The 25,356-nt window shown below is 56.9% G+C and carries 30 protein-coding genes and 2 pseudogenes; 16 read left to right on the top strand and 16 right to left on the bottom strand.

The window, feature by feature from the left end; genetic code table 11:
* Positions 1 to 21: 21 nt before the first annotated feature.
* Positions 22 to 468: a hypothetical protein gene (locus tag HGP12_RS26760; RefSeq protein ID WP_168879719.1), complete on the bottom strand. Its 447-nt coding sequence runs from the start codon at positions 466 to 468 to the stop codon at positions 22 to 24.
* A gap of 427 nt (positions 469 to 895) precedes the next feature.
* Here HGP12_RS26760 and HGP12_RS26755 point away from each other — a divergent pair.
* Positions 896 to 1,363, top strand: a pseudogene (locus HGP12_RS26755) (integrase); the annotation flags it as partial.
* Positions 1,364 to 1,506: 143 nt separating this feature from the next.
* Here the strand turns inward: HGP12_RS26755 and HGP12_RS26750 are convergent.
* The 8 genes from HGP12_RS26750 to groES all read right to left on the bottom strand — a co-directional run bounded on the left by HGP12_RS26750 (position 1,507) and on the right by groES (position 6,259).
* Complete coding sequence (locus HGP12_RS26750; RefSeq protein WP_168879718.1) at positions 1,507 to 2,076, bottom strand: hypothetical protein; 570 nt, start codon at positions 2,074 to 2,076, stop codon at positions 1,507 to 1,509.
* Positions 2,073 to 2,282, bottom strand: coding sequence for a hypothetical protein (locus HGP12_RS26745; protein WP_168879717.1), 210 nt, complete (start codon positions 2,280 to 2,282; stop codon positions 2,073 to 2,075). The genes HGP12_RS26750 and HGP12_RS26745 overlap by 4 nt, the downstream gene beginning before the upstream one ends.
* Positions 2,283 to 2,352: 70 nt before the next feature.
* Entirely contained in the window at positions 2,353 to 2,616 is a 264-nt protein-coding gene (locus HGP12_RS26740; RefSeq protein ID WP_168879716.1) for a DUF1488 domain-containing protein, read from the bottom strand.
* Between the two features lie 205 nt (positions 2,617 to 2,821).
* The gene (locus HGP12_RS26735) at positions 2,822 to 3,085 is read right to left on the bottom strand and encodes a hypothetical protein (protein WP_168879715.1); all 264 of its coding nucleotides are present in this window, start codon (positions 3,083 to 3,085) and stop codon (positions 2,822 to 2,824) included.
* Between the two features lie 12 nt (positions 3,086 to 3,097).
* Positions 3,098 to 3,394, bottom strand: a complete 297-nt coding sequence (locus tag HGP12_RS33835; RefSeq protein ID WP_205926659.1) for a hypothetical protein — start codon at positions 3,392 to 3,394, stop codon at positions 3,098 to 3,100.
* Between the two features lie 25 nt (positions 3,395 to 3,419).
* On the bottom strand, positions 3,420 to 4,004 hold the full coding sequence (locus HGP12_RS33830) for a beta-1,6-N-acetylglucosaminyltransferase (RefSeq protein WP_205926658.1): 585 nt from the start codon (positions 4,002 to 4,004) through the stop codon (positions 3,420 to 3,422).
* Positions 4,005 to 4,275: 271 nt separating this feature from the next.
* Positions 4,276 to 5,898, bottom strand: a complete 1,623-nt coding sequence (gene groL / locus HGP12_RS26725; RefSeq protein ID WP_168879714.1) for a chaperonin GroEL — start codon at positions 5,896 to 5,898, stop codon at positions 4,276 to 4,278.
* 64 nt (positions 5,899 to 5,962) lie between these two features.
* Positions 5,963 to 6,259 carry a co-chaperone GroES gene (gene groES / locus HGP12_RS26720; RefSeq protein WP_168879713.1) on the bottom strand — a complete coding sequence of 99 codons (297 nt, stop codon included), beginning with the start codon at positions 6,257 to 6,259 and terminating at the stop codon, positions 5,963 to 5,965.
* A gap of 293 nt (positions 6,260 to 6,552) precedes the next feature.
* Between groES and HGP12_RS26715 the strand changes: the two are divergent.
* A pseudogene (locus tag HGP12_RS26715) lies at positions 6,553 to 6,908 on the top strand (recombinase family protein); the annotation flags it as partial.
* On the opposite strand, the gene HGP12_RS26710 reads toward HGP12_RS26715, so the two are convergent.
* Positions 6,858 to 7,307, bottom strand: a complete 450-nt coding sequence (locus tag HGP12_RS26710; RefSeq protein WP_168879712.1) for an AAA family ATPase — start codon at positions 7,305 to 7,307, stop codon at positions 6,858 to 6,860. The pseudogene HGP12_RS26715 and the gene HGP12_RS26710 overlap by 51 nt on opposite strands.
* Positions 7,308 to 8,220: 913 nt before the next feature.
* Here HGP12_RS26710 and HGP12_RS26705 point away from each other — a divergent pair.
* The 6 genes from HGP12_RS26705 to HGP12_RS26680 all read left to right on the top strand — a co-directional run bounded on the left by HGP12_RS26705 (position 8,221) and on the right by HGP12_RS26680 (position 11,236).
* Positions 8,221 to 8,505 (top strand): type II toxin-antitoxin system Phd/YefM family antitoxin, encoded by a 285-nt coding sequence (locus HGP12_RS26705; protein WP_168843166.1) that lies wholly within the window; start codon positions 8,221 to 8,223, stop codon positions 8,503 to 8,505.
* Entirely contained in the window at positions 8,502 to 8,879 is a 378-nt protein-coding gene (locus tag HGP12_RS26700; protein ID WP_168879711.1) for a type II toxin-antitoxin system VapC family toxin, read from the top strand. The genes HGP12_RS26705 and HGP12_RS26700 overlap by 4 nt, the downstream gene beginning before the upstream one ends.
* A gap of 5 nt (positions 8,880 to 8,884) precedes the next feature.
* The gene (locus HGP12_RS26695) at positions 8,885 to 9,139 is read left to right on the top strand and encodes a type II toxin-antitoxin system Phd/YefM family antitoxin (RefSeq protein ID WP_409527230.1); all 255 of its coding nucleotides are present in this window, start codon (positions 8,885 to 8,887) and stop codon (positions 9,137 to 9,139) included.
* Positions 9,136 to 10,290, top strand: coding sequence for a site-specific integrase (locus tag HGP12_RS26690; RefSeq protein WP_168879709.1), 1,155 nt, complete (start codon positions 9,136 to 9,138; stop codon positions 10,288 to 10,290). Before HGP12_RS26695 ends, HGP12_RS26690 begins: the two co-directional genes overlap by 4 nt.
* 165 nt (positions 10,291 to 10,455) lie before the next feature.
* Complete coding sequence (locus HGP12_RS26685) at positions 10,456 to 10,770, top strand: FitA-like ribbon-helix-helix domain-containing protein (RefSeq protein WP_168879708.1); 315 nt, start codon at positions 10,456 to 10,458, stop codon at positions 10,768 to 10,770.
* Between the two features lie 211 nt (positions 10,771 to 10,981).
* The gene (locus HGP12_RS26680; RefSeq protein ID WP_168843159.1) at positions 10,982 to 11,236 is read left to right on the top strand and encodes a hypothetical protein; all 255 of its coding nucleotides are present in this window, start codon (positions 10,982 to 10,984) and stop codon (positions 11,234 to 11,236) included.
* A 185-nt stretch (positions 11,237 to 11,421) separates the two neighbouring features.
* Here the strand turns inward: HGP12_RS26680 and HGP12_RS26675 are convergent, their stop codons facing one another.
* Positions 11,422 to 13,344, bottom strand: a complete 1,923-nt coding sequence (locus HGP12_RS26675) for a S9 family peptidase (RefSeq protein WP_168879707.1) — start codon at positions 13,342 to 13,344, stop codon at positions 11,422 to 11,424.
* Positions 13,345 to 13,996: 652 nt separating this feature from the next.
* The gene (locus tag HGP12_RS26670; RefSeq protein WP_246703541.1) at positions 13,997 to 14,239 is read right to left on the bottom strand and encodes a hypothetical protein; all 243 of its coding nucleotides are present in this window, start codon (positions 14,237 to 14,239) and stop codon (positions 13,997 to 13,999) included.
* A 191-nt stretch (positions 14,240 to 14,430) separates the two neighbouring features.
* Between HGP12_RS26670 and HGP12_RS26665 the strand changes: the two genes are divergently transcribed.
* From HGP12_RS26665 to HGP12_RS26655, 3 genes are all read left to right on the top strand, one after another.
* Entirely contained in the window at positions 14,431 to 15,531 is a 1,101-nt protein-coding gene (locus tag HGP12_RS26665; RefSeq protein WP_246703540.1) for a hypothetical protein, read from the top strand.
* Positions 15,532 to 15,826: 295 nt separating this feature from the next.
* Positions 15,827 to 16,186 (top strand): type II toxin-antitoxin system RelE/ParE family toxin, encoded by a 360-nt coding sequence (locus HGP12_RS26660; protein WP_168843157.1) that lies wholly within the window; start codon positions 15,827 to 15,829, stop codon positions 16,184 to 16,186.
* On the top strand, positions 16,176 to 16,499 hold the full coding sequence (locus HGP12_RS26655) for a helix-turn-helix domain-containing protein (protein ID WP_168879706.1): 324 nt from the start codon (positions 16,176 to 16,178) through the stop codon (positions 16,497 to 16,499). The genes HGP12_RS26660 and HGP12_RS26655 overlap by 11 nt, the downstream gene beginning before the upstream one ends.
* Positions 16,500 to 16,711: 212 nt before the next feature.
* Here the strand turns inward: HGP12_RS26655 and HGP12_RS26650 are convergent, their stop codons facing one another.
* The gene (locus HGP12_RS26650; protein ID WP_168879705.1) at positions 16,712 to 16,948 is read right to left on the bottom strand and encodes a hypothetical protein; all 237 of its coding nucleotides are present in this window, start codon (positions 16,946 to 16,948) and stop codon (positions 16,712 to 16,714) included.
* 497 nt (positions 16,949 to 17,445) lie between these two features.
* Here HGP12_RS26650 and HGP12_RS26645 point away from each other — a divergent pair, with 497 nt between their 5' ends.
* Complete coding sequence (locus HGP12_RS26645) at positions 17,446 to 18,516, top strand: GSU2403 family nucleotidyltransferase fold protein (RefSeq protein WP_168879761.1); 1,071 nt, start codon at positions 17,446 to 17,448, stop codon at positions 18,514 to 18,516.
* Between the two features lie 317 nt (positions 18,517 to 18,833).
* Here HGP12_RS26645 and HGP12_RS26640 read toward each other — a convergent pair whose 3' ends face one another.
* The 3 genes from HGP12_RS26640 to repA all read right to left on the bottom strand — a co-directional run bounded on the left by HGP12_RS26640 (position 18,834) and on the right by repA (position 22,711).
* Positions 18,834 to 19,331 carry a DinB family protein gene (locus HGP12_RS26640; protein WP_168879704.1) on the bottom strand — a complete coding sequence of 166 codons (498 nt, stop codon included), beginning with the start codon at positions 19,329 to 19,331 and terminating at the stop codon, positions 18,834 to 18,836.
* 1,118 nt (positions 19,332 to 20,449) lie between these two features.
* Positions 20,450 to 21,445 carry a plasmid partitioning protein RepB gene (repB, locus tag HGP12_RS26635; RefSeq protein WP_168879703.1) on the bottom strand — a complete coding sequence of 332 codons (996 nt, stop codon included), beginning with the start codon at positions 21,443 to 21,445 and terminating at the stop codon, positions 20,450 to 20,452.
* 75 nt (positions 21,446 to 21,520) lie between these two features.
* Complete coding sequence (gene repA, locus HGP12_RS26630; RefSeq protein WP_168879702.1) at positions 21,521 to 22,711, bottom strand: plasmid partitioning protein RepA; 1,191 nt, start codon at positions 22,709 to 22,711, stop codon at positions 21,521 to 21,523.
* A 373-nt stretch (positions 22,712 to 23,084) separates the two neighbouring features.
* Here repA and traI point away from each other — a divergent pair, with 373 nt between their 5' ends.
* The 4 genes from traI to HGP12_RS26610 are packed head-to-tail and all read left to right on the top strand — an operon-like array spanning position 23,085 to position 25,353.
* Positions 23,085 to 23,723: an acyl-homoserine-lactone synthase TraI gene (traI, locus tag HGP12_RS26625; RefSeq protein ID WP_168879701.1), complete on the top strand. Its 639-nt coding sequence runs from the start codon at positions 23,085 to 23,087 to the stop codon at positions 23,721 to 23,723.
* On the top strand, positions 23,720 to 24,691 hold the full coding sequence (trbB, locus tag HGP12_RS26620; RefSeq protein WP_168879700.1) for a P-type conjugative transfer ATPase TrbB: 972 nt from the start codon (positions 23,720 to 23,722) through the stop codon (positions 24,689 to 24,691). The genes traI and trbB overlap by 4 nt, the downstream gene beginning before the upstream one ends.
* Positions 24,681 to 25,061 (top strand): TrbC/VirB2 family protein, encoded by a 381-nt coding sequence (locus HGP12_RS26615; RefSeq protein WP_168843148.1) that lies wholly within the window; start codon positions 24,681 to 24,683, stop codon positions 25,059 to 25,061. Before trbB ends, HGP12_RS26615 begins: the two co-directional genes overlap by 11 nt.
* Positions 25,054 to 25,353 carry a conjugal transfer protein TrbD gene (locus HGP12_RS26610; protein ID WP_168843147.1) on the top strand — a complete coding sequence of 100 codons (300 nt, stop codon included), beginning with the start codon at positions 25,054 to 25,056 and terminating at the stop codon, positions 25,351 to 25,353. The genes HGP12_RS26615 and HGP12_RS26610 overlap by 8 nt, the downstream gene beginning before the upstream one ends.
* Positions 25,354 to 25,356: the final 3 nt, after the last annotated feature.

Raw genomic sequence — 25,356 nt, 5'->3', positions numbered from 1 at the left:
GAACGTGCGTCTTTGTCATCATCAATACCATTTCAGCGTCTTTACGAAGTGGGCAACGGGCGTGCAGTCCAGCTGTGGCGCATGGTAGTCACTGGGCTTGTTGATAAAATATTCCCGGTTGGCGACCTCCGCGACAAAAGCAGATGCTCGGTAGGACCAATTTAAATACCAGGGCGAATCGACGAGTTTCATGAATGCGTGATGTTCGCCAATTTGGTCCGGCATTTCCGTCAGGCCCCGACTGTTGAACATATGCCGCCAGGAGAGGTCTTCGATCCTCTCAACTCGAAGATAGAACGACGCGTTTTTGGGTTCTATCGTCTCAATGCAATAGGGCCGGTCGCCCGCTGCGGTTTCCGCGCGCGATGCTACAAGGAAGCCGTCAAGACCGATCCACCAAATGGCGGCAACGATGGCAATGATAAGGAATAGAACCCGCCGGGAGTACTTCATTGCAATCTTCAGCACTATACTCGATCCATGCGCCCATCGGCGCATGAACCTAATAGCGCTCCAACGAGATCGCAATGGCGCGAACTGGCGCGCTGTAGTCAAAGATATGTTTAGCGCCCGGAGCGCGAACCGTAGACGTGTGTTGCTCACAGCGAAGGCAACGAAATGAATTCTGATAGCGTATGCCTACCTAGCAAAATGAAAACGCGTCAGTGGCCGCGAATGTCTAGCAGTTTGGCACTGCCCTTGAATTTGCCCCACATACCCCCTTTTGCTCCGCGTACCCCCTTTTACCGGAAGAGTCTGTCCTTTCCATATAATTAACCATATGAATTAACGCTTTTCTTTTGTCATAATGAATTGTAATCGGCGATTACTTCCGTTGCATAGACGGTATTTTTCTGTGTCAATCACTATCGATAGGTTTCAAATATCGATAGTGATGGATTTCGAGGCCGCAAAACCGATAAAGTCGGGGCAAATCACAGCGCCGGAGACGATCTTGCCGAAACCGAAAGCCCTCCCCTCCCCCGCCGATCCGGTGCTCAACCGCGCCGAAGAACTCGATGCGCTTGACGCCATCCTGCCATTCGCCCGCCGCGATCAGCTCGCCGGGCTTTTGACCGACGAGGATGTCGCCACCCTCAAACATCTCGCCAAGGAGGGCATGGGCGACAACACGCTCAGGGCGCTTGCCTCCGATCTCGGCTACCTCGAAGCCTGGTGCGAGCTGTCGACCGGCGCTCCCCTGCCCTGGCCGACGCCAGAGGCACTGCTGCTAAAATTTGTGGCGGCACCATCTCTGGGATCCGCGCCTGCGCGAGACCGACCTCGAGCGCGGGATGCAGGCCGATGTGGAAAAAGCTTTGAGAGACGTCAGGTTCTCCGGTCAACCGGGCCGCACGCACCAGATAGGGACCGAGGCGTTCCCCTTCCCGAGGCGATGGAACAGTCGTGTCATCGCGCGGTGCAGCAGGCATCCAGTTACTACAACAATGCGACGCGGCGAAGTGGGCGCGCCGCCCGGCTGCTGCCGTGACCCTCAGCCCTGCCTCAGTTTAGAGCGCCCCCATAGTCGAAGGTGATCAGGATACCTTGCGACGAGGTATCGTAAACGCTATCGATCTTGATGCCTTGGGCCTGAAGTTCCAGCACACGATTCTGATATTCAAGGGATTTTAATTGCTCGCCAGCCTGCACAATGGCTCCGTCAAACCTGATGTCGAGCCGATCGCCAGCCATATGGAATGCACCGGGTCCGCCGTCCCTGATAAGCTCAACACCGTTTCTGGTGATCTTTATCGTTCCGATATGAAGTTCACTCAGAGCAGCGTGCTTACCGATGATGGAATCAATGACGTCATCCACCAGAAGCGACAATAAGGCATTCTTTGCCTTTTGCTGTATTTCCCGGCGCTCCGCGTCTGCCCGGTCCGACGCCTGTCGCAGTGCAAGCTCTCTTTGAACCCGAGCTTCTCTGACCGTCGCCGAAATGCGCGCTCTCAGGTTTGGCGAAGTCCCATCGGTCGTTTTGATGGGGAGCGTTGTAACCCGCAATCCTGCTCCATCTGAAGCTTCAGGAATATGCGCCATGGCCAGACCTTCCAGAATGGAGGATTTCATGATTGTCTGCTCTTGGCAGCCGAAATCCTGAACTCGGGCGCAGGAAGTCGCGCCTCCGCAAGCATTGCCTCCTGCGTCGCTGAGGCACCCAGCTTAAGAAAGAGCCGTTCGGCCTCCTTGTCACTCAACCGGTATTTTCTGGCGAACTCGTAAACGGCTGCTCGCGGTCCGTCCAAACGTGGCTGCTCCGCTTCAAACTTCATCATAACAAATTTTCCTCATGGCTTGAAACGGTTGTGGATTGAAATACTGGCGCAGAGCGGGACGCGGCCGGCATCATTTGAGATCACCGGCCGTCAGCGTATAACTGGATCGGCGATTACGCTCATAGACCCTGATCGCCGCCTTCTGAATTTCCGGGCGAGACCTGTCGAAGGCATTGAGGTAATCCGCCTCCGCATCCCCACTAGTCGCCTTTTCCAATAAGGCGGCGGCTTCAATCAGGAAACGCACCTCGAACATGCCGTCATAGCCATGAAAGCGTACCGTCCGTTTCACGTCGTCGAAACTGCGGCTTTTGTTTGGAAATTGAAGGGTCATATTTTTATCCGAAATGAATGGGCCGGAATCGGCAGCGCGTTGCGTTCCAACCAAACCAGCCCGCTGTCTGACCGGCCTGGTTTACGAAAACGCAGATTTCTGAAGTGATGGGCTGCCAGGTGCTCAATCGAACTAGCGCACACAAAGGCAGGCTGGTCCAACGTTAAATATTGAATCTCAGGCCCAAAGCAAGCCATCGCCCGATCTACATCGACGACATGTCGTCGAGCAGGTTTTGCGACAGTTCGGCGATCGCCACCTCTGCTTCCTCCAGCGTCCAGCCAACGCTTTCGGCGCGTCTTGCAAGATCTGCCAGCACCGGCGTCAGATTGCCGCCGGCCGCGTTCACAATGTCGTCCGGCTTCAGCCCCTTGGCCAACTCAAGAAAGACCTCCTCAACGGCTTCCTGACAACCGATATCTCTGTCGGGATAACCTCCGGACTGCCGCGGTTTGTTCAATACCAACATATGGCGCTCATCTCACGCTGCGGTTCCCTTGAGGGTAAATGGCAAGGGTGCAATGACCGGCACGGCGCGCGACCCGTCAACACCGGTGACGGCCTGTTTGGCGAGATGCCGCTCCAAGACCAGGAGAATCTCGCCGTCAACCGTCTGATCGAATTTTCGGGCAAAGAGATTGGAGCTTGCTTTGAGGACAGCAGCATCTGACTGCTGATACGTCCGGGGACGCAGCTTGATGTCACCATCGGCAACCCAGTCAATCATCCGCAAGTCATCGCTGGTGATCTTGCTTTCGATTACGCAGTTCATCATCACCGTCTGGAAGAACCCTCGTCGGCGATCAAAGTGTTTTCGTAAAATGCCTTATAGCGGTCGACGCTCGGGTCACGGCAGACGAACTCGCAGAAGCCCTGGTGACGATCATCCACTGATTGCCGATATAGGGGGTGGGGTCAGTCAGAAACGGCCTTGAATGCGCCGTGCGCTGAATGCTCTGCTCCAACTCGATCACATACTCGCTGACGCGGTGCATTGTGTCAGGGCGATCCTGATCTTGGTCCAGAACCTTGATGAATTCGCGATCGAGGTTGGCATTGAGGTAAGCCATGATCTGCTTTTGAGGTTTTAGCGGAAGGTCCTGACCGCTCAGGTTGATGAAGTGGCCCCATTCACCCATTTCCAGCAGCCGTTCCATGCCGCGCAACTCGGCGTCCACCAGACTGTAGCCGCCCCAGATGGCCTTTTCGCTTCTGATCATCTCCACGTTTGCATAGGGAAGCAGGAAGTCCCGGATTTCGGTTTCGAGATCGGCCCCTGAGTTCTTGTCGACATGGACGACGTAATGGTTCTGGTCGTTATAGATCGCCCTGAACAGGCGCTTGAATTGGTCAGGATAGCGGTGAACGAGGACCAAATAACCAATCACGCGCTGGCTCCACCAGATACAGGCGTTTCAGGGCATGGGGCGGAACAAGACATCATAACTTTGATCCTTTCAGAATAGAGCGGGGCAGCGAACAGCAAGGCTGATCGGCCGACATCTTCTTTGGTTCGGGAGTATGGGCGCAAACGCATCAACTAGAGGCCGAGGCAACCCCAGACAATAAAATATAAGTGTCGTCTCATGATGCCTGAGGGCTCCGATCGCTCGGAGTCCTCTGTCGCAAATCACCCACGAGCTTCCCGGAGGAAGCCTATTACATCATGCCGCCCATGTCAGACATGCCGCCAGGAGCATCCTTCTTCGGAAGGTCAGCAATCATCGCTTCCGTCGTCACCAGCAGGCCGGCAACCGACGCCGCGTTCTGCAGGGCGGTTCGGACCACCTTGACAGGATCGACAATGCCCATGGCGATCATGTCGCCATATTCGGATGTCTGGGCATTGTAACCGAAATTGTCGGTGTTGCTTTCCAGGATCTTGCCGACAACGATCGAGCCCTCGTCACCGGCATTTTCGGCAATCTGGCGAACCAGCGACTGCAGAGCCTTGCGGATGATGCTGACGCCGGCATTCTGGTCGTCGTTCTCGCCCTTAATATCGAGAACGATGGAAGCGCGCAGCAAGGCGGTTCCGCCGCCGGGAACGATGCCTTCTTCGACAGCGGCACGGGTCGCGTTGAGAGCGTCGTCGATACGGTCCTTCTTTTCCTTGACTTCGATTTCCGTCGAACCGCCAACGCGGATGACGGCAACACCGCCAGCGAGCTTGGCAAGACGTTCCTGCAGCTTTTCACGGTCGTAATCAGAAGAGGTTTCTTCGATCTGAGCCTTGATCTGCGCTACGCGGCCTTCGATGTCGGACTTGGCGCCAGCGCCGTCGACGATCGTGGTGTTTTCCTTGGAGATCGAAACCTTCTTGGTACGGCCGAGCATGTCGAGGGTAACGGACTCGAGCTTGATGCCGAGGTCTTCGGAGATGACAGTGCCGCCCGTCAGGATGGCGATGTCTTCCAGCATGGCCTTGCGGCGATCGCCGAAGCCCGGAGCCTTAACGGCAGCGATCTTCAGGCCACCGCGCAGCTTATTGACGACGAGGGTTGCAAGAGCTTCGCCTTCGACGTCTTCAGCGATGATCAGGAGCGGCTTGCCGGTCTGAACGACGGCTTCGAGAACCGGGAGCATCGCCTGCAGGTTGGAGAGCTTCTTCTCGTGCAGGAGGATGAAGGCGTCTTCGAGGTCGGCGATCATCTTTTCCGGGTTGGTCACGAAATAGGGGCTGAGGTAGCCACGGTCGAACTGCATGCCTTCGACGACTTCGAGTTCGGTTTCGGCCGTCTTGGCTTCCTCGATGGTGATCACACCCTCGTTGCCAACCTTCTGCATCGCATCGGCGATGTACTGCCCGATTTCCTTCTCGCCATTGGCCGAAATGGTGCCGACCTGGGTGATCTCTTCCGATGTATTGATCTTCTTCGCCTTCGCCAGTAGGTCCCTGACCACGGCCGCGACGGCGAGATCGATGCCGCGCTTCAGGTCCATCGGGTTCATGCCGGCTGCAACGGCCTTGCTGCCTTCGCGAACGATGGCCTGGGCGAGAACGGTTGCGGTCGTCGTGCCGTCGCCGGCGATGTCGTTGGTCTTCGAAGCAACTTCGCGGACCATCTGCGCGCCCATGTTTTCGAACTTGTCTTCGAGTTCGATTTCCTTGGCGACGGCGACGCCGTCCTTGGTGATGCGTGGCGCGCCATAGGATTTGTCGATCACCACATTGCGGCCTTTCGGACCGAGCGTGACCTTCACTGCGTCAGCGAGGATATCGACACCGCGCAGCAGCTGTTCGCGCGCATCACGGCCGAATTTGATTTGTTTGGCAGACATGGAAAACTCCCGGGCTGATCGCCCAATGGTCGTCATGAAAGGGAAACAACGATGTAGCCGACGATCAGGCGATAACGCCCATGACGTCGGCTTCCTTCATGATCAGCAGATCTTCACCGTTGAACTTGATCTCGGTGCCGGACCATTTGCCGAACAGGATGCGATCACCTGCCTTGACATCGAGAGGCACTACCTTGCCGCTCTCGTCACGCAAACCGGAACCGACGGCGACGATTTCGCCTTCCTGCGGTTTTTCCTTGGCCGCATCGGGAATGATGATCCCGCCCTTGGTCTTGGCTTCAGCCTCGATACGGCGCACGACAACGCGGTCGTGCAACGGCCGGAAAACGGTATTCATCATTTTGGTGTTCCTCGACGAGAACACGGCCCAATGGCCGATCTCGATATAACTTCTTAGCAGTCTTACGTTGTGAGTGCTAGCGATCATTCTGGTTTTGGTAGTGCCGATGTCGGCGCGGCAAGATGATCGTTGATGGCAAGGACGGAACTCGCGTCGAGTGTCCCAGTTCTCAGCTTCTCCTCCGTGGGCGCGTCCGCCGCGGGGTTCGAACGACTACAGAACAAGTTCACAAAGGTTCCTTTTCTCAGACGTTCATTATCTGTACAAACAGCTTCAAAAACGAGCCAGAACTGATGCCGCAGGTTGCAAACGCCAGCTCGCCTGCCCCGCCGCAGCGATTGATGGGATACGCCCGGGTCTCGACGGACGATCAGCTGAACGACGCCCAGGTCGATGAGTTCGCGCCGCCGGCTGCCACCGCATCCACCAGGAGCATGGGTCCGGTATATCCCGGGCAAGACTAGTGCTGACGAAACTGCTGAAGGATCTCACCGCCGGCGACGTGCTCGTCGTCGTTCGTCTCAACGGTCTGGCCCGATCGGTCAGCCATCTGCTGCAGGTGATTGCAGACCTCGAAGGGCGTGGGGCGCATTTCCGCTCACTGCGCGATCCGATCGACACATCGACGCCACAAGGCATGTTCTCGCTGCTGGCGCCGTCGGATAATTGTATCCGTTGGGATGTCGTGTCCGCCGTCAGCAACTCGAAACTGGACTCGCTCGTCGTTTCGTTCGGGCTTGTCGAGCGCCACAAAAAGAATGCTGACGTGGAAGCCCGCAGCCTTCGCTCGCTCCATGACGCCCAATGAATGCTGGCTGCTCAGAGTCGTTTCGAACGTGAAGTCCTCCTTCGCGTCGATCAGTTCGTTGATCCGATCGATCGCGAGTCGACCAGTCTTCACCTGTCGTGCGCTACCTTCCAAATCAGCAGGCAACGCTTTTGCGATTTCATCAGCGTTGACGAACTCACCTGGAGGCTGAAGCTTTTCGTATATGGAGGATTTGCCGGAGCCATTCGGTCCCGCGAGGATCGTGCAAAACGGCTTCACGATGCAATGTTAGCCCGCAGCCTTTTTCTTACGCTGCTGACGAGCCTTTGTGATTGTTCTGGCTCTGATACTAGGACGCTTGACCTGGTCACTTTCATCCCATGACGGTTTCATACCGATTTTCTCGCCGCGCCTCTCGGCGTCGAGACCAATGCGGTGTACCCTCACCCAGTGTTTATCAAGCAATTCCAAAAGCATGTAGGAGTCCATCGCTATCCGTCGGACTATCTTAGCAGAATTTTCCGAGATATACACGGCTGGATTTCTGGACCAAAGATTTGGTTGCCGGAACGAATCCGAGCTTATTGCTCAACGAAAATTCCAGCTCTTTATCTTGAGCGTGTCGATGTGAAGATCGGCGATGTAAATATATCTCGGCCTCACTGTGCGCTTGGGGCTCTCTTGGATCAGGCCACTCCATAGGTGAAATGATCCGCGCGGGTACCGGTCGTCGAAGGCTACCTTCGCGGAATATGGGGTGCTGAGGGCAGCATTCACGAACTTGCGGATGTCCTCGTGGTAGATCATGAAGTCGCATTGACGGTTATCGTACCTCTTACGCCTCGTTCAATAAGCCTTCAATGGTTTCGACACTCGGTTGGGCTTCAGTTCCGAAGCGATGCCAAAGTCTCTTAATTCCGGCCGATCGTAGGCCGTTGGCTGCAGCCACATCGAGGCCTTGCCATTGCTGCTATTAGCGGGATTGCTCCGATGGCAAAGCGCTTCACCTCATCCAAGTCATGATGCAGCAAACAGGGTCATCGGTCTTGGCTTAGATGGTGATCATTCGGACCTAAGATTGTCGAGACTCCCTCCGAGACCTATCGAGTATCGATAGTGATACGTACAGATGATTTGTACGCGAGCATTTACGGTGCTACATTAGCGTCAAAAGTCACTCCCGGAGCGTACGATGCCCCAGACCAGCTACAAGATCAGCGAAGCGCGCAAGAATTTCGCCGAGGTGCTCGAACGAGCCAACCAGGGTGAAGAAATTGTTATCATGCGCGGCAATGAAGTCTACGCCCGCATCGGCCCGGCCGACGGTGGCAAACGACCGTTCGGCCTGCTGCGCCAGCGTGGCCTGCCCGACAACCTGTTCGACGATGTCGACACTGAGCAGGCGGCGATCGACGCAGGCGACTTCAACGACGATGTCGGCATCTGGCAGGGCCGACCAGCCGAGCGCGAGCCATGAAGCTGCTGCTCGACAGCCACGCCGTCTACTGGTGGACGACCGGCAGCAACCGGCTGTCCGACGCGGCCCGAGGCCTGATCGAGGACAAGGCCAACACCGTTCTCGTCAGCGCCGTCTCCTTCTACGAGCTAGACAACAAGATGCGGCTGAAGAAGCTCGACCTGAAGCCGCAGGAATTGCGCGCCGCCGTCACCGCCAGCGGCCTACAGACGCTCGCCATTAGCGATCTGCATGCCGAGCTGGCGGCAAGCTTCGACTGGGATCACCGCGATCCCTGGGATCGCATTCTCGCCGCCCAAACGCGGTTGGAACATTGCGCTTTCGTATCGCTGGACGTGGCTTTCGACATGGTGCTGCACGAACGGGTCTGGTGAGGGCAATAGCGATGAAGATTTTTGCGGATATTCCCGAAGCAGCCGAACGATTCGAAGAGCTGGTGGATCTCGCCCGGCGCAACGACGAGATCGTCATCTGCCGTGCTGGGCAGCCTATCGCAGTCCTCACGGCGCCCCCGAAGCTGAGCCAGGGCACGATGGATGATTTTCTGGCGCTGGCAGCCGAGAGTCGCCCAGCAAACGCTGATCAGACGCCAAACCACGACGATCTCTATGACGAGAACGGACTGCCGAAATGAACGGCGCGTCATCAATTTCGGTTGAAAGGCGCGCCGAGGAACTCGATGCGCTCGGCGCCATCCTGCCGTTCGCCCGCCGCGATCAGCTGGCAACGCTGCTGACGGACGACGATGTCGCCACCCTCAAGCATCTCGCCAAGGAAGGCATCGGCGCCAATACGCTGCGCGCACTTGCCTCCGATCTCGGCTATCTCGAAGCTTGGTGCGAGCTCGCCACCGGCTCCCCCCTGCCCTGGCCGGCGCCGGAAAGCCTGCTCCTGAAATTCGTCGCCCATCATCTCTGGGATCCGGTCGAACGTGCCGAGGATTCTTCCCACGGCATGCCTGATGACGTCGAGATTGGATTGCGCGCCAAAGGCCTGCTGCGTGTCGAGGGCCCGCATGCCCCCGATACGGTGCGTCGGCGGCTGACCTCCTGGTCGATCCTCACCCGCTGGCGCGGATTGACGGGATCTTTTGCTGCTCCGTCTCTAAAGAGTGCATTGCGGCTCGCAGTCCGCGCCGCGGCGCGGCAACGCCGCCGCAAGAGCAAACGAGCGGTCACCGCTGACGTTCTGACAAAGCTGCTGGCCACCTGTAACGGCGAGCGCCTGGTCGATCTCCGCGATCGCGCTTTGCTGTTGACCGCCTTTGCCTCCGGCGGCCGGCGGCGTTCGGAAGTCGCCGACCTGCGGGTCGAGGATCTCATCGACGAAGAACCGGTGCATGCAGATCCGAAAGACCCCGCCTCCCCTCGCCTGCCGTGTCTCACCATCCATCTCGGCCGCACGAAGACGACGGCAGACGACCGGGTGCATGTGGTTCTGATCGGCCGCCCGGTCGAAGCGTTGAAGCAATGGCTGGCTGAAGGCAGGATCGACACCGGACCGGTGTTTCGGCGCATCGACCAATGGGGCAATATCGATCGCCGAGCATTGACGCCGCAGTCGGTCAACCTGATCCTGAAAAGCCGGTGCAAGCTGGCTGGCTTGGATGCAGAGATGTTTTCGGCGCATGGGCTGCGATCGGGCTATCTGACCGAGGCGGCGAACCGTGGCGTCCCGTTGCCGGAGGCCATGCAGCAGTCGCTGCATAGATCGGTCGCCCAAGCCGCAAGCTACTACAACAACGCCGGGCGGAAAAACGGACGGGCGGCGCGGTTAGTTATGTAGCAGCGGCGAATTCGAACGCAGAAATTTACCTCCGTTTCAACGGTGCCGAGACCTTTCGGCGATACTCTCGGCAATTGCGCTTCTAGGCTGGATAGGTGCGAACGCACAATGCTTGTAAATATGCCATCAACGATCAGATTGTCACTATTGATCCAGGGAGATCCGATGGCGAGTAGGACGATCCGGAATATTGATGATGCGCTGAAGCAGCGTCTGCGCGTGCGTGCAGCTTTTCGTGGCCGTTCGATGGAAGACGAGGCCCGCGATATCCTTCGATCGGCGCTCGCCGCTGACGAAAGACCCGCGCGCAACCTTGCTGAAACTATTCGCGCCCGGCTTGAACCGGTCGGCGGTGTCGAGCTCGCTATTGCCACCCGCGATCTCATTCGCGATGCTCTACACCCTGACCGGCCACTATCCTCGACGCCAACGTTCTTTCCGAGCTATTGGCGTCGTCACCGAACAGGGCCGTCATGCTGAGGAGGCCAAGGGTCGATTAAACTGGCTGTTCGATATCGGGCAGGTGACGCGAAACCAGCACCTGCCCGAGTGCCGAGTATTCAGCTGCGTGGCGTGGTAAAGCTCGCAAGTCATGGTTAAAATTTGATTATCTCCGTTCAGTTGCAGACGGCCCATTTGAAATTGGCCGCGCCGACTCCCATCTCTTTGCCGCTTGTTTTGGAAAGGGACGATGAGAGATTTCGTAAACGCAACTTTCGGTTCAGTCGAACTCGACATTATAAGCCAAGCGCTCGAAGAATGGCGGGATGCAACGGCCATTAGCCGGGACAAACCAGAGTATGAAATCGCAGCGGCCGCCGTCGTCACCCTGTTCAGAGAAGGCAATCGCACGCTTCCCGAGCTGCGAGCCGCTATCGCAGCCCATCAATGGCTTTCTCGAGATGCTGTGGAATTGGCGCGACCCGCGCTCAAATCCCAAAATTAAGGACAGGTAACCGTACGCTCGCGGCGCTAAAGGAGATATCAGCGGATTGAAATATTTTGCTCTCAGACTCGATCTCGAATAGCGCGCAATTCGTTGCGGAAACGCTGCGGTCCCAGCCAACAGTAAGGTGGATAGAGACCGACGCCGATATTGGATCGAGAACCGATAGTCGCGCTCTTGCACCATCAGAACTTGTCGAAAATCTCTGCCCCGGCTCTGATTTCATGGCTTGAGTCATCAAGATCACTACCGAAGGGTTCACACTCACCGCCGAGATGCTTGGCGAAGAATGCTTCTGTGAAGGCTAAGTAGGCGATCCTGTTGCCTGGCTTTGCAAAGCCGTGTCCCTCGTCTGGATAAACAACATAGGTCACAGGTATTCCCTTGGCCTGCATGGCCGCAACGATCGTATCGCTTTCAGCGATCTTGCAACGCACATCGTTCGCGCCGTGAAAAATCAACATTGGTTTCTGGATGCGGTCGACCCTATGAATTGGCGAACGCTCGGCCAGCAGCGCGCGCCCCTCCTCCGTTTTCGGATCGCCATAGCTGCGATACATGAAATCGGCAAAGCCCGCCCAATAAGGCGGTATCGATTCCAACAAGGTTTGCAGATTGGTGATGCCGACAACAGGCACGCTGCAGCAAAAGACATCGGGCGTGAACGTCGCACCAACAAACGAAGCATAGCCGCCATAGGATCCGCCAAATATCGCGATCCTCGACTTGTCCGCTATGCCCTCACGGATCGCCCAATCGACCATGTCGATGAGATCGTTATGCATCTTGGCGGCATGCTGCTTTTCACTGGCGGCAATGAACGATTTCCCGAAGCCCGACGAGCCACGATAGTTGACCGATAATACCGCGTAGCCACGATTGGCGAGCCACTGGTGGTCACCGCGATAACCGTATATGTCGCGAGACCATGGTCCACCGTGCACATCCAGCACCATCGGCAGGGGAACATCCGGCCGATCCGTTGCGACATCGGCAGGTAACGTCAGATAGGAGATGAGATCAAGACCATCACGTGATTTCGTTTCGATAGGTCGCATCGGCGCGAGCTTATAAGTATCCAGCTCCGGACGCGCTCGAAACAGTTCGGTCATCGTTCCCCTGTCACGGCTATAAAGAAAGGTCGTTGAAGCCTGCTCCGCCTTATACGCATCGACAATCCATGTCCTGTTGTCGCTGGACTGGCTGACAATGTTGAATTCAAACCCTGGCAAGGTAGCCTGAATAATCTCAAAATCGGCCTGAACCTGGGGCGCGACATAGAGCCAATCAACACGCGCTCCGTTGACGTTCGCCGCCTCGAGATCGAAGGTAATCGGGTGAAGTAGGCATCCCCCGACATCAAAGCGCGGATGCTCGGCTACGACAGTTTCCTCGCCGTTCTCCCAGTCACGCCAAGCAAAAACGGTCGTTTCCCGGCCGATGCAGGTTCGCATCAGCAAGCGTCTGCTTTCGCCATCGAAGCGCGTTGGCCATGTGAGCCATCCGTCGACATGATCAAGATCGATCCAGTGGGTGACCTTGTCACCATCGATCCGCCATAGTTTCGCTCCGCCATCCGCTGATGACGACCGCGCGTGCCGCGGACGAAGCTGCCAGTCGACGCCGATATACCCAAAATCCTGCGTGTTGAGCCAAAGCAAGTCGCGTTCGCCTGTTTCGGCATCAACAATATAAAGATCATGCCAGCGCGGATCGCGATCGTTGAGCCCAATGACGATTTTTCCAGGAATCTGCCTCGACCACATTTTAACCTGTGCACTTATGCCGGCGATGGGCGTCAGGTCGCGAAGCTCTTTCGTCCACGGATCAACGATAAACGCGTGAATGTTTTCATCCCCGTTCTCGTCGTTGACGAACATCACGAAACGACCATCAGGCGTCCAATCCTGCCAGGTAATTGGCCGACCTTTTGTCCGCGTCAAAGGTTCTCCCGCTTGGGGCTCCCCTGTCGGGGCAATCCAGATGTTGAGCACATCCTCAAACGGCGCGATCCACGTCAGCCATTGTCCGTTGGGCGAAAGTCGCCCCCCAAAGGCGTTGGCGTTTCCGAATAGCAGCCTGCGTGGAACGAGGGATTGAACGGTCAAGGGACACTCCGTAGCTTAATTCAACAGAACATAAACCCCACGCTGAGCTTATCAGGCCTCGCAACGACGGCGAGTAACAATACCGTTCCCGAGAAAGTGTTGACGTTAAAGGTGGGGGAGACATTCCCGGTAGCCGCAGTTGTATCGGCCAACGCAATGAACGATTTTCACATCCGGCCGAAGCTGGACTCCCAAGTCTCCGTTGGCGGTGGTTGGGGGAAGCGTAGTTAACCGGAAATGAGGTTGGCGGCGCGCGCTCATATCGTCAGCTAAAAGATCACGGGCGATCCCACTTCTCTGCGTTGGGTGCCTGAAGTCCTTCAGAACGTCAATTAGCCGTTCCGGCTTGTGAAGGAGAAGGAAGGTATCTTTCTCGCCTTGGCTTTTGACGCTTGAAAAGCCTACGAGCAACAACACGAGGGGCTTGTGCGCCTCCAGCACAGTGAGCCTCCATAGGCTAAAATGGTATCGCTAAGCCGTCATATAATTCTACGAAGCCGGTTTCATATTGAGGTCAAGGCTTTTGCGCGTTCGGCTTCTCGACGTGTGAAATCTCTCGCAAGCCCTCGCTTCTCTTCGGAATCATTGCACCCCCTATGACCATCGGTCAGCAGAACAAGATCGCCCTATCTGTTGCGCATTCTGACGATGGTTATTCTATCTCGCGTTCGCCAGTCCCATCGGTCGTCGGCGGCTCAGCTTCCCGGCGCGCTAGCTCGTTTTCGACGGCCTCACGGATGAAGGTGGCGATGCCGTAGTTTCCGACTAGAGCCTTGATCCGTTCTTTCGTTGCCCGTGGAAGACGAACTTTCGTTTCCTTCAGATTTAGCGGCGGTCGACCCATAAAATGTATTCTTTCCCGTCGCTCAATATCAAAAATAAATCTAACGTCCATAAACGGGCCCCTTTATTGACGGATTAAACGGGGACGTTTATTGTCATGTTGCAGACGGCTGGATCGCGTGTTCGCGCACGCTACCCAGCCTGACCACAATCTGGCTGGTTGGAGCTCGGATCATGGCTGATTCTGAGAATAGCAGAACTTTGCCCGCATTTGCCCGCGGAAAAATCAAGCCATGCCCTCGGATGTGTGAAACCGTCCCGCGGCTGATCGACCGCCGGAACCTGCTTGCCGTCGCGTCGCGCCTATTGAACTCTCGCATCGAAGATCCTGACGGTCGGCGAACAGAGCCTGGCCCAACGCCCGTCAGAGAAATGTGGCCGAAATGGTATGCGCTCTATCAGCGGCAGATGAAGGTCACTCGTCTCAGAGAAAAACTTGAGAAGGAATTGCTCGAAGAGGCCGGTGGTCTTCCGGCAGCGACGCTGCCGAGTGTTGGAAAGGATGGCGTCGTTAAGGTTCATTCGTTTGCCGACATCAATCGAATGGCAACGCAGCTTAATGCCGGAGACCTGTCTCAGGCGCGCGCTGAGCTTCGAAGGCGCCGGAAACGATGGAAGGACGCGGATCAGCGTTTGGGATACAGCGCGGCGCTCACCCTCGAACAGGAGCTCGCCGAAGGGGCCGGAATATCGGGACGCGTCATGGGGATCACACCGCCCTCCTCCCTGATGGAAGTCACCGCGAAACTCCATTGCCTGATCGTCATGCATGATCCTGGCCTGAAGCTCGAAGATGCCCCCTGGCCCGAGCTGCGCACGATGCTGAAGGATCTTATCCGCCTTGCTGGGAAGCGCCGGCCGACATCAGGCAAGCGACCTACACAGCCTGGCAAAGCGGCAGGCGTTCGGAGCATTCTAAACCTGGCGACACACTACCAAGACGCGGCCAGGAAGCTTGGCGAGGGCTCGTCCAAGCCCAACCAGGCTCCACAGCGTCTTCTGGCGCTCCATGCGATGGAACTCTACCTGAATGCATTCCTGCTCGCCAAAGGCGTGGACGCCACGATGGTAGGCGGTTTCCGGCCCGACCTCGGCGAACGAACGCGGATAGCGACCGACGCTGGCCTTATCCTTCGCAAGCGGACGGTGGCGCATCTGGCCACGCTCTCCGCAAGCAACGAGCATCACGTCATCAGCCATGCCCCGGAGCTTGCGTCCACGCTGTCCCAGATGAACCGAGTTATGGCGACGGTCGATGAGCTCTCGCGCAAGGTGAGAGGGGCGTTGCGGGTGGATCCAACGCCACCCCGAGGGCGTCGTCTGGAGAGCACTCAGAAGGATTAGTTTAAGAAAGGGAATGCCTGATATCCCGTTTCGAAGTATTTCGACGCCTTGCCGGCGGCTCAGCTATCGAATGGGCGGCGCAGCGTTCACGTGGGCTTGCAAACCATTATCCTCAAGCGGACCGGCTCCTACTAGCAGCCGACTATATCACCCAGGAGGCGCTGGTCGCCAACCACTACGGCGTTTCCTTCCGCAGGATAGAGTCGTCTCTGCTGAGCAGATTTTATTTAAGCACGGGAGGAGCGCAGCCCCTTTTTGAATCTTGATGAAGGTAGCACTTAGTGCTATATGACCAATGTCAGAACGAGTATTCAAAACGGCGTGGTTTGCCAAGGCGGCGAAGAAAGCGCGCATTTCCGACAAGGCCCTATCGAAGGCGATCGAGCAGGTTGCCGTCGGCCGTGCCGATGATCTCGGCGGCGGTGTGTTCAAAAAGCGGCTCAACGACAACATGCATCGTTCAATCGTTCTGGCAAAGGCCGAAGAGTTCTGGGTTTTCGCATATCTTTTCGCCAAACAGGATCGAGCGAACATCGATGACGACGAGCTTCTAGCATTCCGCAGGCTCGCCGATCTCTACCGTCGCAAGACGAAGGCCGATCTTGAAACGGAAATCGAAAACGGCGCCCTGCTGGAGATTGATCATGGCGACTAAACGAAAGTTCAAAAGCGATGCCTTCGAGGCGATCCATAGCGCCGTTGAAGGCATGTATGCGGCCGGGACCATCGACAAGGAAACGATGAGGACCTTCGATGACGATTGCCTTGTCGTTCCGCAAGAGCTGACGCCCGCCCAGATCAAGGCGCTCCGCGAGAATAACCATGTGAGCCAACCGGTATTTGCCCGCTATCTGAATACCAGCGAGTCGACGGTCCAGAAATGGGAGACGGGTGCGAAACGACCGAGTGGACCCGCACTCAAGCTCTTGTCATTGGTACAAAAGCACGGACTTCAGATGCTCGTATGATAAGTTGACTTGGTGCCATTTTGCGGCTTTCGCGCCGGATTGGAAGGTTTGCGTCGATCTCAGTTGGCGTAGCCGCTGGAATTGCCCTTCGGTATTTACCTTATTGGGGGTCGAACCATTGGCTTGGTCATTTTAGCGGCAAGGTCAACCCTTTTGGAGATCACGCAACGAGAATTGCGAGTCTCAAGTTAGAGGCCCGCAATTCGATATCGTCAACGACCGAGCACGAGCCGTTCGAGTTTGCCATCGGGGCTGCCAAAAAACAAATCTTTGAACAAGGCAGAGACGACCCGGGGACGTAATCCAATCGTTTCATCGATCAGCACCACCGAGACCTTTTTTATTTCGATGGTGACTGTGCGCCCGCTATCGCTACGACGATACTTCCGCGAATCGAGTAGATCGAACCCGTTCTGTGTCGCCCATTCAGCAATGATCTGCGTCATCATGACATGCCCCGTTGAGGAGACGACCACCGCTACTTCGCGCGCTCAAATCACTCCGCTGCTCAGTGAATAGCTGGAGTGAATGAAAGAGATCCAGTCCGAAATTCGGCGCACCGCCGATTGTCTGAGGGCTGTTGCAGCTAAGACTCATAAAGGACAAGTCCGATTTGCAGGGAGACTGCTTGTCGATAGCCCTAAAGGCCTCAGTTGTCCCTTCGAGATAAGCAAACATGTGGTTCTTGATAAAGGCCGTAAACGTCCCGTCAGAGGACCTAAAACAAACGCGGCAATCTTACGACGTCTCATGATGCGGACGTTGAGAATTTTTTGCCGGCAGGAAGATACATTTGTTGGGCTTCCGGCGAGTTATAATCTTTCAGCAAGAACATTATAACCGGCAACGCCACAACGAGCGAAAACATTTTTTCGCCCGTTGTGGAAAGGGCGTCGGCGGGCTGCCGGCACAGAAGTTCGGCGCGCTTCGGATGGGAGAAACGTCGATGACGAAAGAGGTCGGTCTCGTATATCGAACGATGTTCGCGGAGTTGGCGCAGCGCTCGTTCGATGCGCCGTTTCGCGCGGACTTTCCCGTGGCAGGCCGTTTTGTCACAGTCCCCGTCAAGGGACGCAATTACTGGTATTTCGACCTACCAACTCCAAACGGCGACAAGCGTCGCTATGTCGGCCCGCACAGCGACGAGGAGATCACCGCGCGGGTGAATGCTCACAAAGAGATCAAGGACGATATCAGGGAGCGCCGACGCATAGTCAGTACCTTGCGTCGCGCTGGCCTCCCCGGCCCAGACCCGTTCGCGGGGGACATCACGAAGGCTCTTGCGGACGCCGGATTGTTCCGACTGCGGGCCGTCCTAATCGGATCCGTAGCATTTGGCACCTACGCAGGCCTTCTCGGCGTTAGGCTGCCGTCCTCGGCAATGCAGACGGGGGATGCCGATTTCGCGCAGGACTTCGCGATTTCGGCCGAAGTGGGCGATAGCTTGCCGCCCGTCCTGGAAATCCTCCAGTCAGTCGATCCTGGATTCCGACCGATTCCACATCAATCGGACCGGGCGAAGGTCACCGCATTCATAAACGGCAAAGGCTACCGAGTGGAGTTCTTGACGGGAAACCGGGGATCGAACGACTACGCAGGCAAACCATCATCCATGTCCGCCCTCGGCGGCGCGTCGGCGGAAAATCTGCGGTTTCTCGACTACCTGATTTACGAACCTGTCCGCACGGTCCTCCTCCATCGCGAAGGCGTAAACGTCCTCGTGCCTGCTCCGGAAAGGTATGCCGTCCATAAGCTCATCGTGGCTTCAAGGCGGCTTACGGACGCGCTCGGACGCGCCAAGGCGGACAAGGACAGATCCCAAGCCGCCCTGCTCTTTGAAGCCCTTGTGGAAACGCGCCAAAGCGACGTGCTGGCCGTTGCCTATGAAGAGGCATGGGAACGCGGGCCTTCGTGGCAGGACGGGATCACCAACAGCCTTAAGAGGCTACCTGATAACGGCAAGATAGCTCTGGCTAAGGCTCTCGGCATGAAGATGGAAGACCTTGAAAAGAAGTGAACGAACTGCCGTCGCTATGGTTCTGCATCACTCATCGCAAAAAAGCTGGCGGGCTGACTAGGCCGACGCAGAGCGCTTCATCACCTTTTGACGACAAGACGCCTGCCAAGCCCACGCGCTTGAAAGAGCGCTCTCAATACGAATGTCATTTCCGGCCGCGGCAGTCCGCAGGCACGGCTCTGGCGCTTCGCGAGCTCACCCTGCCCTCTCAAGACCGCTGTGCGAGATCGAGGCTCCGGTCCCCGTCGCGGTTCGCCGCGATCGCCTGGCACGCTTCGTTAGCCATCCTCATCGAGGCGGAATGATCAAGCCACTGGCTATGCGAGCATCTGAAGGTCAGTTGGCTCTGGCTTCGCGCCCGCTGCGGTCAGCATCGAGTGAACCTGGCCCCGATGATGGGTTTGATGATTGAAGAGTTGAATAACACAGATAGCTTTTGGTTTCTCGATCCGAGTTGAACCGTCGCCAGGATACCAAACAAGCGACCCGTTAAGGTCGGCGTCAAGCAATCGCGCGGCCCACTCTTCGATTTCCTCATTTCGTTGCAAACGGAGCGCTTTGAAAGCATCCCAATTCGATGGGTCTGACAAAGAATGCTGAATGGTTCTCTCCGGACGCTCGTTCCCCTTTAATCGCTCCAGAATCAGGGCATCTGCCCAACATAGATGGTTTAATGTTGCCGCGATCGACTGAAAGAAGGCCCCTCGATCCTTCCAGCGATCCTCGTCGGTGAGCCCATCGGCGGCAGTTACCAAAGAGGCATTCTGCCACGTATTGTAACGGGCCATAAGTCGGCAATATCCGGCTGAGATCATGTTCTCAAGCTCCAATGGTTATCGATGATTGGCTGGAACAGTGCAGGGCGGGATAATCTTGCCTTGGGCAAGCCGCATCTCAGCATTCACACCACATCGCTGAACATCAAGCCGGTCTGCGAGTGATTTAATTGGCAATTGTGCTGAGTCGCACTATCCTATGAGTTATAGGCTTTTAAGCGCTCACTAACAAGCCGCATCGTCGCGCGACTCGCAACCGAGATTGTGTTGTTTCGGAAGGATAAGCCCTCTCCTTGCGCCACCGATCCCTCAGCGGACCCACCTGCGACGCCTCCTATGCCGGGCGCCGCGGTTCGCCGATTGTCCAGAGTGCAAAATCCCAAGTCCTTTCCAAGCAACGCCCTTGTCCGCGAACGCTACCTCAATTCCGATAACACATTGTAGGAACAGGGATATCTTCGAGAAAAAACGGCTGACAAGTTTCGGCCCAGACACGCTTAAATTGGCCCTCTGTTTCATGGTTCAGGGATACATGCCAGTGCGGCGGCTGCATCCCCCGGCCCCACGGTATCGCGAGCCCCTGATCGTTCGACGAATGCCGAGCGTCGATCGAATCAGCACCGCGGCTGCCATGAGCTCGCACTAACGCGAAATCCTGCCGACCCGTGGCCGACCGGGTCGGGGCATGCTCGAGGGACTAGCCAACGCAAGCAACTTGATCGGCTCGACCTTCGCCTACGCCTTGGTCTGCCCGCATCTCACTGTTTGTGGCCCATGCCGCGGCGCTCCGCGCTACGCCTGTCGAGCTCGGCCTCGGGGTAAAAGGTCAGCAGCGCCTCGAGAACGGCGAGAGCTCCATCCTGAAGATTAATCCGCGCGCGCGGCAGAGGTCGCGAAACACTTTCCACTGGTCAAAGTGTGCGCCTGAATTCAAGTCTTTGATCTACAGCTGGCTTTCACCAAAGCAAGCGTCATTAGCCTCCGCCCGAACGCGCCGTCACATCCAGCCTCACCTTTCTTCGGCAAAAGAAATCCGCTCGCCAAATCCGCGTCAAAGACAATTGGCTGCACTGCGGGGAAAGACGGATGCGATCGTGCTAAGGGTAACGACAGGGGTTTCCGCGGTTTACCGCTTGGGCGCCTTTTCCTTTTGCGACTCAATCTCCGTTTCGTTCGCGTGGGCCCCGTCTGTATTCGTCGTATAGGCGATCCATCCGGCTCGAAAGCCAATCGCTGAAGGGCTTCGCTTCCGCTTTGGAAAGCTCGATCGCGACCTTCTTATGCTTAGCATTCATGGTGAAACTCAGCGAACTATCGTTCGACGTCCAGCTTTTTGCGGACGTTGGGCCCTTGGACTTCTTGGCGTCCGACCTATTCTTGTACCGTGTCAGGTAGTCATGAAGATTGTCGAATCTCGCCTCTTCACCGATCGCGAGGAAATCGGCAGTTCCCGCATAATCGGTGGCCACCTTCAGTAGAGCAGGGACCAGCAGCAGTTGGCGCAAGCTCAACCACTTGTCGCGGCCGATCTTCTTGGAGGCTCCTACCGCTTTGATGATGGAAATTGGGACCACCTCGACGACGCTCAGCATCTTCGAAAGCATAGCTTCGTCAATGGCAAGCGACGCTCTAACCACGTCCTTGGTCATTCCGGACGTAAGCAGATTCTGCGCGAAATATGCCCGCTCAATGAACGACAGATTTGATCGAGCGGAATTTTCCTGGCCTTGCGCAATCGCAGAAGCGATGTCGTCCAGTTTCTTGACGACGGCCTTGACCGGTATGCCGAGCTCCTGCGCTACCTTCACGCGACGATGGCCAAACACGACCATGTAGCGCTGGCTATCGCTCGAATTTGGTCGAACCAAAATGGGCGAGGATTGTCCAGATGCCTTGATCGCCTGTTTGAGCGCTTGATACTCCTCGCCGTCATCGGAAAGGCGATCAGCAATGGAGGAAACGTCGAGCGAACGCGGATCCAACTCCACGATCACTTCGCCTTCCATGAGCTTCTTGGTATTCTCCGCAAGATCTTCGATCGAGCGAACGACGGTCTTGGCAGCGCCTGTCATGCCGTAACCCGGCTTGGTGGGCGCCATCTCTGTTGAGATCGAGGCGATGTCCAGCTTGGCGAATGGATTTTCACGCTTCATGACACATCCCCTTCAACGGTGGTAATGCGTTGGAATTCCAATCGAAATTGAAGAAAAAAACGGCTGACAAGCTGGTCATTTCCGCCCCCACGCATTGTGGATCAGTTCCACGATTTCGCCATTGGCGGCGTTCAGGCTTTCAATAGCGCGGTCATAGGTCGATCTGACGAAATCGCCACGCTCGACTTCATACAGGGTTTGCTTCTTGATCGACGCGTCCGAAATGGCTGTCGATTTAAGCACGTGGTTTCGAAGCATGTGCTGAGCAAACATCGACTGCATAAAGCCAACCATCTGCGCTTGCGGTATGTCCGTCGGCTCGAAGCGCGTGACGAGATAGCGGAACCACTCGACGCGGATCTCGGCACCCGCCTCCGCGACCGGCGTCATGATTCCGCCCAGCATCATCAGAAACTGGCTCATCGACATGATGTCCAACATCTGTGGGTGGATCGTAATAAGGATGCCGGTCGAGGCCATAAGGGCTGTGATGGTCAAATAACCCAACTGCGGTGGACAATCGATGACAACGACGTCGTACCTGTCGTCAAGCTCCTTCAGCGCCTGGACGATACGCATATGAAACAGCCTGCCTTCATCGCCCTTCCGTGAGGAGATGGCGAGCGGTACATCATATTCATACTCCTGCAGGACAAGGTTCGCGGGGATGACATCCAGACCGGGAATGTTCGTCGACTGGATAACGTCCGCAATCGGCTTCCTTTCGTCGTCAAAACGCAGCGCCTCATAAAGAGAGGCCGCATCATCAAGTTCAGGCTGAATTCCAAACAGAGAGGTCAACGAGGCCTGGGGATCGAGATCGATCGCCAGAACGCGATGGCCGGTGAGGGCGAGATACTGCGCGAGATGCGCAGCCGTGGTCGTCTTGCCACTTCCACCCTTGAAGTTCACGACTGATATGACCTGCATCGGCTCGCCTTCACGCCGCTGCGGAATGTAGTATCTCTTGTCGGACTTCTTGTTCGCTTCCAGATATTCACGAAGTTCGAGCATCTGCTCAGCCGTATAATAGCGCCGGCCGCTGACGGATTCGATCTCCGGTCCCTTACCCTCCGAATGGATCTGTCGTAGATGACTCTGGGTCACACCTATGAAGTCGGCGACTTCCCCGAGTTGAAATTTCCGCAATCCCTTGCGGGCATCGGGAGGGTACTGCTGGCTGCGCAGCATATGCAACGCATTCGAGATTTTAGCCCCTTGCTGGGCGATCTCGAAATCAAACCGGTTCGGCTGTGGCTGGCTCATTTTGCGAATTATTTCCTTGATGGCGACACTTTCGAAAAAATGACCGTGCGGCCATCATTTGCGCAACTATCGTTCGATTCCGTTATTGCTGCAAGGTATTTAAGGTTAACGAGAAGCTAACGGAGGCTTCGATTTCAGCGTCCGAGCGTTATTCTCAATAATAAACGTAGAGTTAGGCCCATTCCTGGCTTTCCCGCAGGGAACGTTTGCACGCAATCTCCCCGTCAAAAGATACCGCATAGTTTCAGCGAACACCCATTATCTGCCCGTCCCGATCCGCGCCTTGGTCGAATCACCGAATGCAGATCTGCACATAGTCACGGGCCGCCAAAGATGGTTTCCACTCCAGTAGTTCACCTACGCGGAGTCGCACATGCAGATATTCGCCGTCTCGCCGAACCTCTACGAACGTCATTCAAGCTATCTCAAGAACATGCATCGCCTGCGCGCCGCCGTATTCGGGGCGAGACTGGAATGGAACGTCGAAATCATCGCTGGTGAGGAACGGGACCAGTATGACGAGCTTCACCCCACCTACATCCTCGCCGTGACACGGGCCGGATCGGTTGTCGGCTGCGCCCGTCTTCTACCGGCAACGGGCCCCACAATGCTTGAGTGGACTTTCCCGCAGCTCCTTGAGAACGGCTCGCTCCCCACGCGTTTGGCAGTCGTCGAAAGCTCCCGGTTCTGCGTCGACACGTCGCTTGCGGCAGGCAGGGGAGGGGGCCAACTCCACCTTGTCACTCTCACCATGTTCGCCGCGATTATCGAGTGGTCGGCGGCCAACGGATACACCCAGCTTGTCACCGCGACCGATCTTCGCTTCGAGCGGATCCTCAAACGTGCGGGCTGGCCGATGGATCGACTTGGCGAGCCAACCGCGATCGGCAACACGATCGCCATCGCTGGAAGCCTCCCGCTTGATCGCGCCAGTTTCGAGCGTGTTCGCCCAGCGACATATCATCCTCTCACAAGCAACGGTAACGCGGGATGGATCGGGGGTGGAGCGTGACCCAACTCCGTTCCCATTCGCGGCTTGTCCGCAAGATTCAGGACGCTCTCGGCGATCAACTATGCGTTGCCCTTAAGGACGCGACAGTGGTCGAGATCATGCTGAACCCAGACGGGAGGCTTTTCATTGAGCGTCTGGGCCACGGTATTACGCCAGCCGGCGCGATGGATCCCGCCGCTGCAGAGGTCATCATCGGCAGTGTCGCCCATGCCCTTCAATCCGAGGCCGATAGAGAGCAACCGATCATCTCAGGCGAATTGCCGATCGGCGGTCACCGCTTCGAAGGATTGTTGCCGCCGGTGGTCGCCGCACCGGCCTTTACGATCCGCAGACGCGCTTCACGCCTAATCCCACTCGACGACTATGTAACGTCGAAAGTGATGACACAGGCGCAGGTTTCGGTGCTGCGCGAAGCGATTGCCTCGCGCATGAACATCGTGATTTCCGGCGGTACGGGATCAGGAAAGACCACGCTCGCGAACGCAGTCATCGCGGAAATCGTAGCGGGCGCGCCGGACGATCGTCTGGTCATTCTGGAGGACACGACCGAAATCCGGTGCACAGCGGAGAATGCCGTTTCGCTCCACACCAGCGATACTGTCGACATGGCGCGGCTTCTCAAAAGCACCATGCGCTTGCGGCCCGATCGGATCATTGTGGGGGAGGTCCGTGATGGCGCGGCGCTCACGCTCCTCAAGGCTTGGAACACCGGCCATCCGGGTGGGGTTACCACAATTCACTCGAACAGTGCCCTGTCCGCGTTGCGCCGCCTCGAACAACTGACGGCGGAAGCCAGCCAGCAGCCCATGCAGGACGTGATCGGCGAGGCCGTCGATCTTGTTCTTTCCATCGAGCGGACCGGACGCGGCCGGCGGGTCCGCGACGTCATTCATGTCGAAGGTTTCGGCAACACTCGCTACCGAACCGAACATTACGCCCAAATTGATGAGGATAGCCATGCAGCGTAAGCGTCAATATGCACGAGCCGGTTGCCTGATTGTGATCCTGTGGTCAGTCGCCCTGGCGACCCCGGCATTTGCTTCGTCGAGCGGCGGCGGATTACCCTGGGAGTCGCCACTCCAACAGATCCAGCAATCGATTACCGGCCCCGTGGCGGGCTTCATTGCATTGGCCGCGGTGGCGATCGCCGGCGGCATGCTGATCTTCGGCGGCGAGCTCAACGATTTCGCGAGGAGGCTTTGCTATATCGCGCTCGTCGGCGGCGTTCTCCTCGGCGCCACGCAGATTGTTGCCCTATTCGGCGCCACGGGCGCGTCGATCGGGTCAGCGCCGTATCAGGCCTCAAGCAAGGCAAGGGGAGAAGCTGTTCATGACTGAGGCGGGCAGCAATCTTGTACGTTCACGGGTTCATCGGGCACTTTCGCGCCCGAACCTGCTGATGGGTGCGGACCGCGAACTGGTCCTTTTGACGGGCCTCGCGTCGATCATCCTGATCTTCGTTGTCCTGACCTGGTACGCCACGCTGTTCGGCTTGGGCATCTGGCTGGCTGCGATCGCCTCGCTGAGGATCATGGCGAAGGCCGATCCGTTGATGCGGCGGGTCTACATTCGCCACGTCTCTTACAAGGCGCATTACCGGCCGACATCGACGCCATGGCGCAAGTTCTGAGGG

Source organism: Rhizobium sp. P28RR-XV (genome assembly GCF_012641385.1).
In the GTDB taxonomy this organism is placed as follows: domain Bacteria; phylum Pseudomonadota; class Alphaproteobacteria; order Rhizobiales; family Rhizobiaceae; genus Rhizobium.
This window is presented reverse-complemented; position numbering and strand designations above follow the sequence as displayed.

Coding starts and splice junctions, on each gene's coding strand:
- HGP12_RS26750 (WP_168879718.1), bottom strand. CDS start 2,076: ATGAAATCCTCCATTCTGGAAGGTCTGGCCATGGCGCATATTCCTGAA.
- HGP12_RS26745 (WP_168879717.1), bottom strand. CDS start 2,282: ATGATGAAGTTTGAAGCGGAGCAGCCACGTTTGGACGGACCGCGAGCA.
- HGP12_RS26740 (WP_168879716.1), bottom strand. CDS start 2,616: ATGACCCTTCAATTTCCAAACAAAAGCCGCAGTTTCGACGACGTGAAA.
- HGP12_RS26735 (WP_168879715.1), bottom strand. CDS start 3,085: ATGTTGGTATTGAACAAACCGCGGCAGTCCGGAGGTTATCCCGACAGA.
- groL (WP_168879714.1), bottom strand. CDS start 5,898: ATGTCTGCCAAACAAATCAAATTCGGCCGTGATGCGCGCGAACAGCTG.
- groES (WP_168879713.1), bottom strand. CDS start 6,259: ATGATGAATACCGTTTTCCGGCCGTTGCACGACCGCGTTGTCGTGCGC.
- HGP12_RS26705 (WP_168843166.1), top strand. CDS start 8,221: ATGCCCCAGACCAGCTACAAGATCAGCGAAGCGCGCAAGAATTTCGCC.
- HGP12_RS26700 (WP_168879711.1), top strand. CDS start 8,502: ATGAAGCTGCTGCTCGACAGCCACGCCGTCTACTGGTGGACGACCGGC.
- HGP12_RS26690 (WP_168879709.1), top strand. CDS start 9,136: ATGAACGGCGCGTCATCAATTTCGGTTGAAAGGCGCGCCGAGGAACTC.
- HGP12_RS26685 (WP_168879708.1), top strand. CDS start 10,456: ATGGCGAGTAGGACGATCCGGAATATTGATGATGCGCTGAAGCAGCGT.
- HGP12_RS26680 (WP_168843159.1), top strand. CDS start 10,982: ATGAGAGATTTCGTAAACGCAACTTTCGGTTCAGTCGAACTCGACATT.
- HGP12_RS26670 (WP_246703541.1), bottom strand. CDS start 14,239: ATGGACGTTAGATTTATTTTTGATATTGAGCGACGGGAAAGAATACAT.
- HGP12_RS26665 (WP_246703540.1), top strand. CDS start 14,431: ATGTGTGAAACCGTCCCGCGGCTGATCGACCGCCGGAACCTGCTTGCC.
- HGP12_RS26660 (WP_168843157.1), top strand. CDS start 15,827: ATGTCAGAACGAGTATTCAAAACGGCGTGGTTTGCCAAGGCGGCGAAG.
- HGP12_RS26655 (WP_168879706.1), top strand. CDS start 16,176: ATGGCGACTAAACGAAAGTTCAAAAGCGATGCCTTCGAGGCGATCCAT.
- HGP12_RS26650 (WP_168879705.1), bottom strand. CDS start 16,948: ATGATGACGCAGATCATTGCTGAATGGGCGACACAGAACGGGTTCGAT.
- HGP12_RS26645 (WP_168879761.1), top strand. CDS start 17,446: ATGACGAAAGAGGTCGGTCTCGTATATCGAACGATGTTCGCGGAGTTG.
- HGP12_RS26640 (WP_168879704.1), bottom strand. CDS start 19,331: ATGATCTCAGCCGGATATTGCCGACTTATGGCCCGTTACAATACGTGG.
- repB (WP_168879703.1), bottom strand. CDS start 21,445: ATGAAGCGTGAAAATCCATTCGCCAAGCTGGACATCGCCTCGATCTCA.
- repA (WP_168879702.1), bottom strand. CDS start 22,711: ATGAGCCAGCCACAGCCGAACCGGTTTGATTTCGAGATCGCCCAGCAA.
- traI (WP_168879701.1), top strand. CDS start 23,085: ATGCAGATATTCGCCGTCTCGCCGAACCTCTACGAACGTCATTCAAGC.
- HGP12_RS26615 (WP_168843148.1), top strand. CDS start 24,681: ATGCAGCGTAAGCGTCAATATGCACGAGCCGGTTGCCTGATTGTGATC.
- HGP12_RS26610 (WP_168843147.1), top strand. CDS start 25,054: ATGACTGAGGCGGGCAGCAATCTTGTACGTTCACGGGTTCATCGGGCA.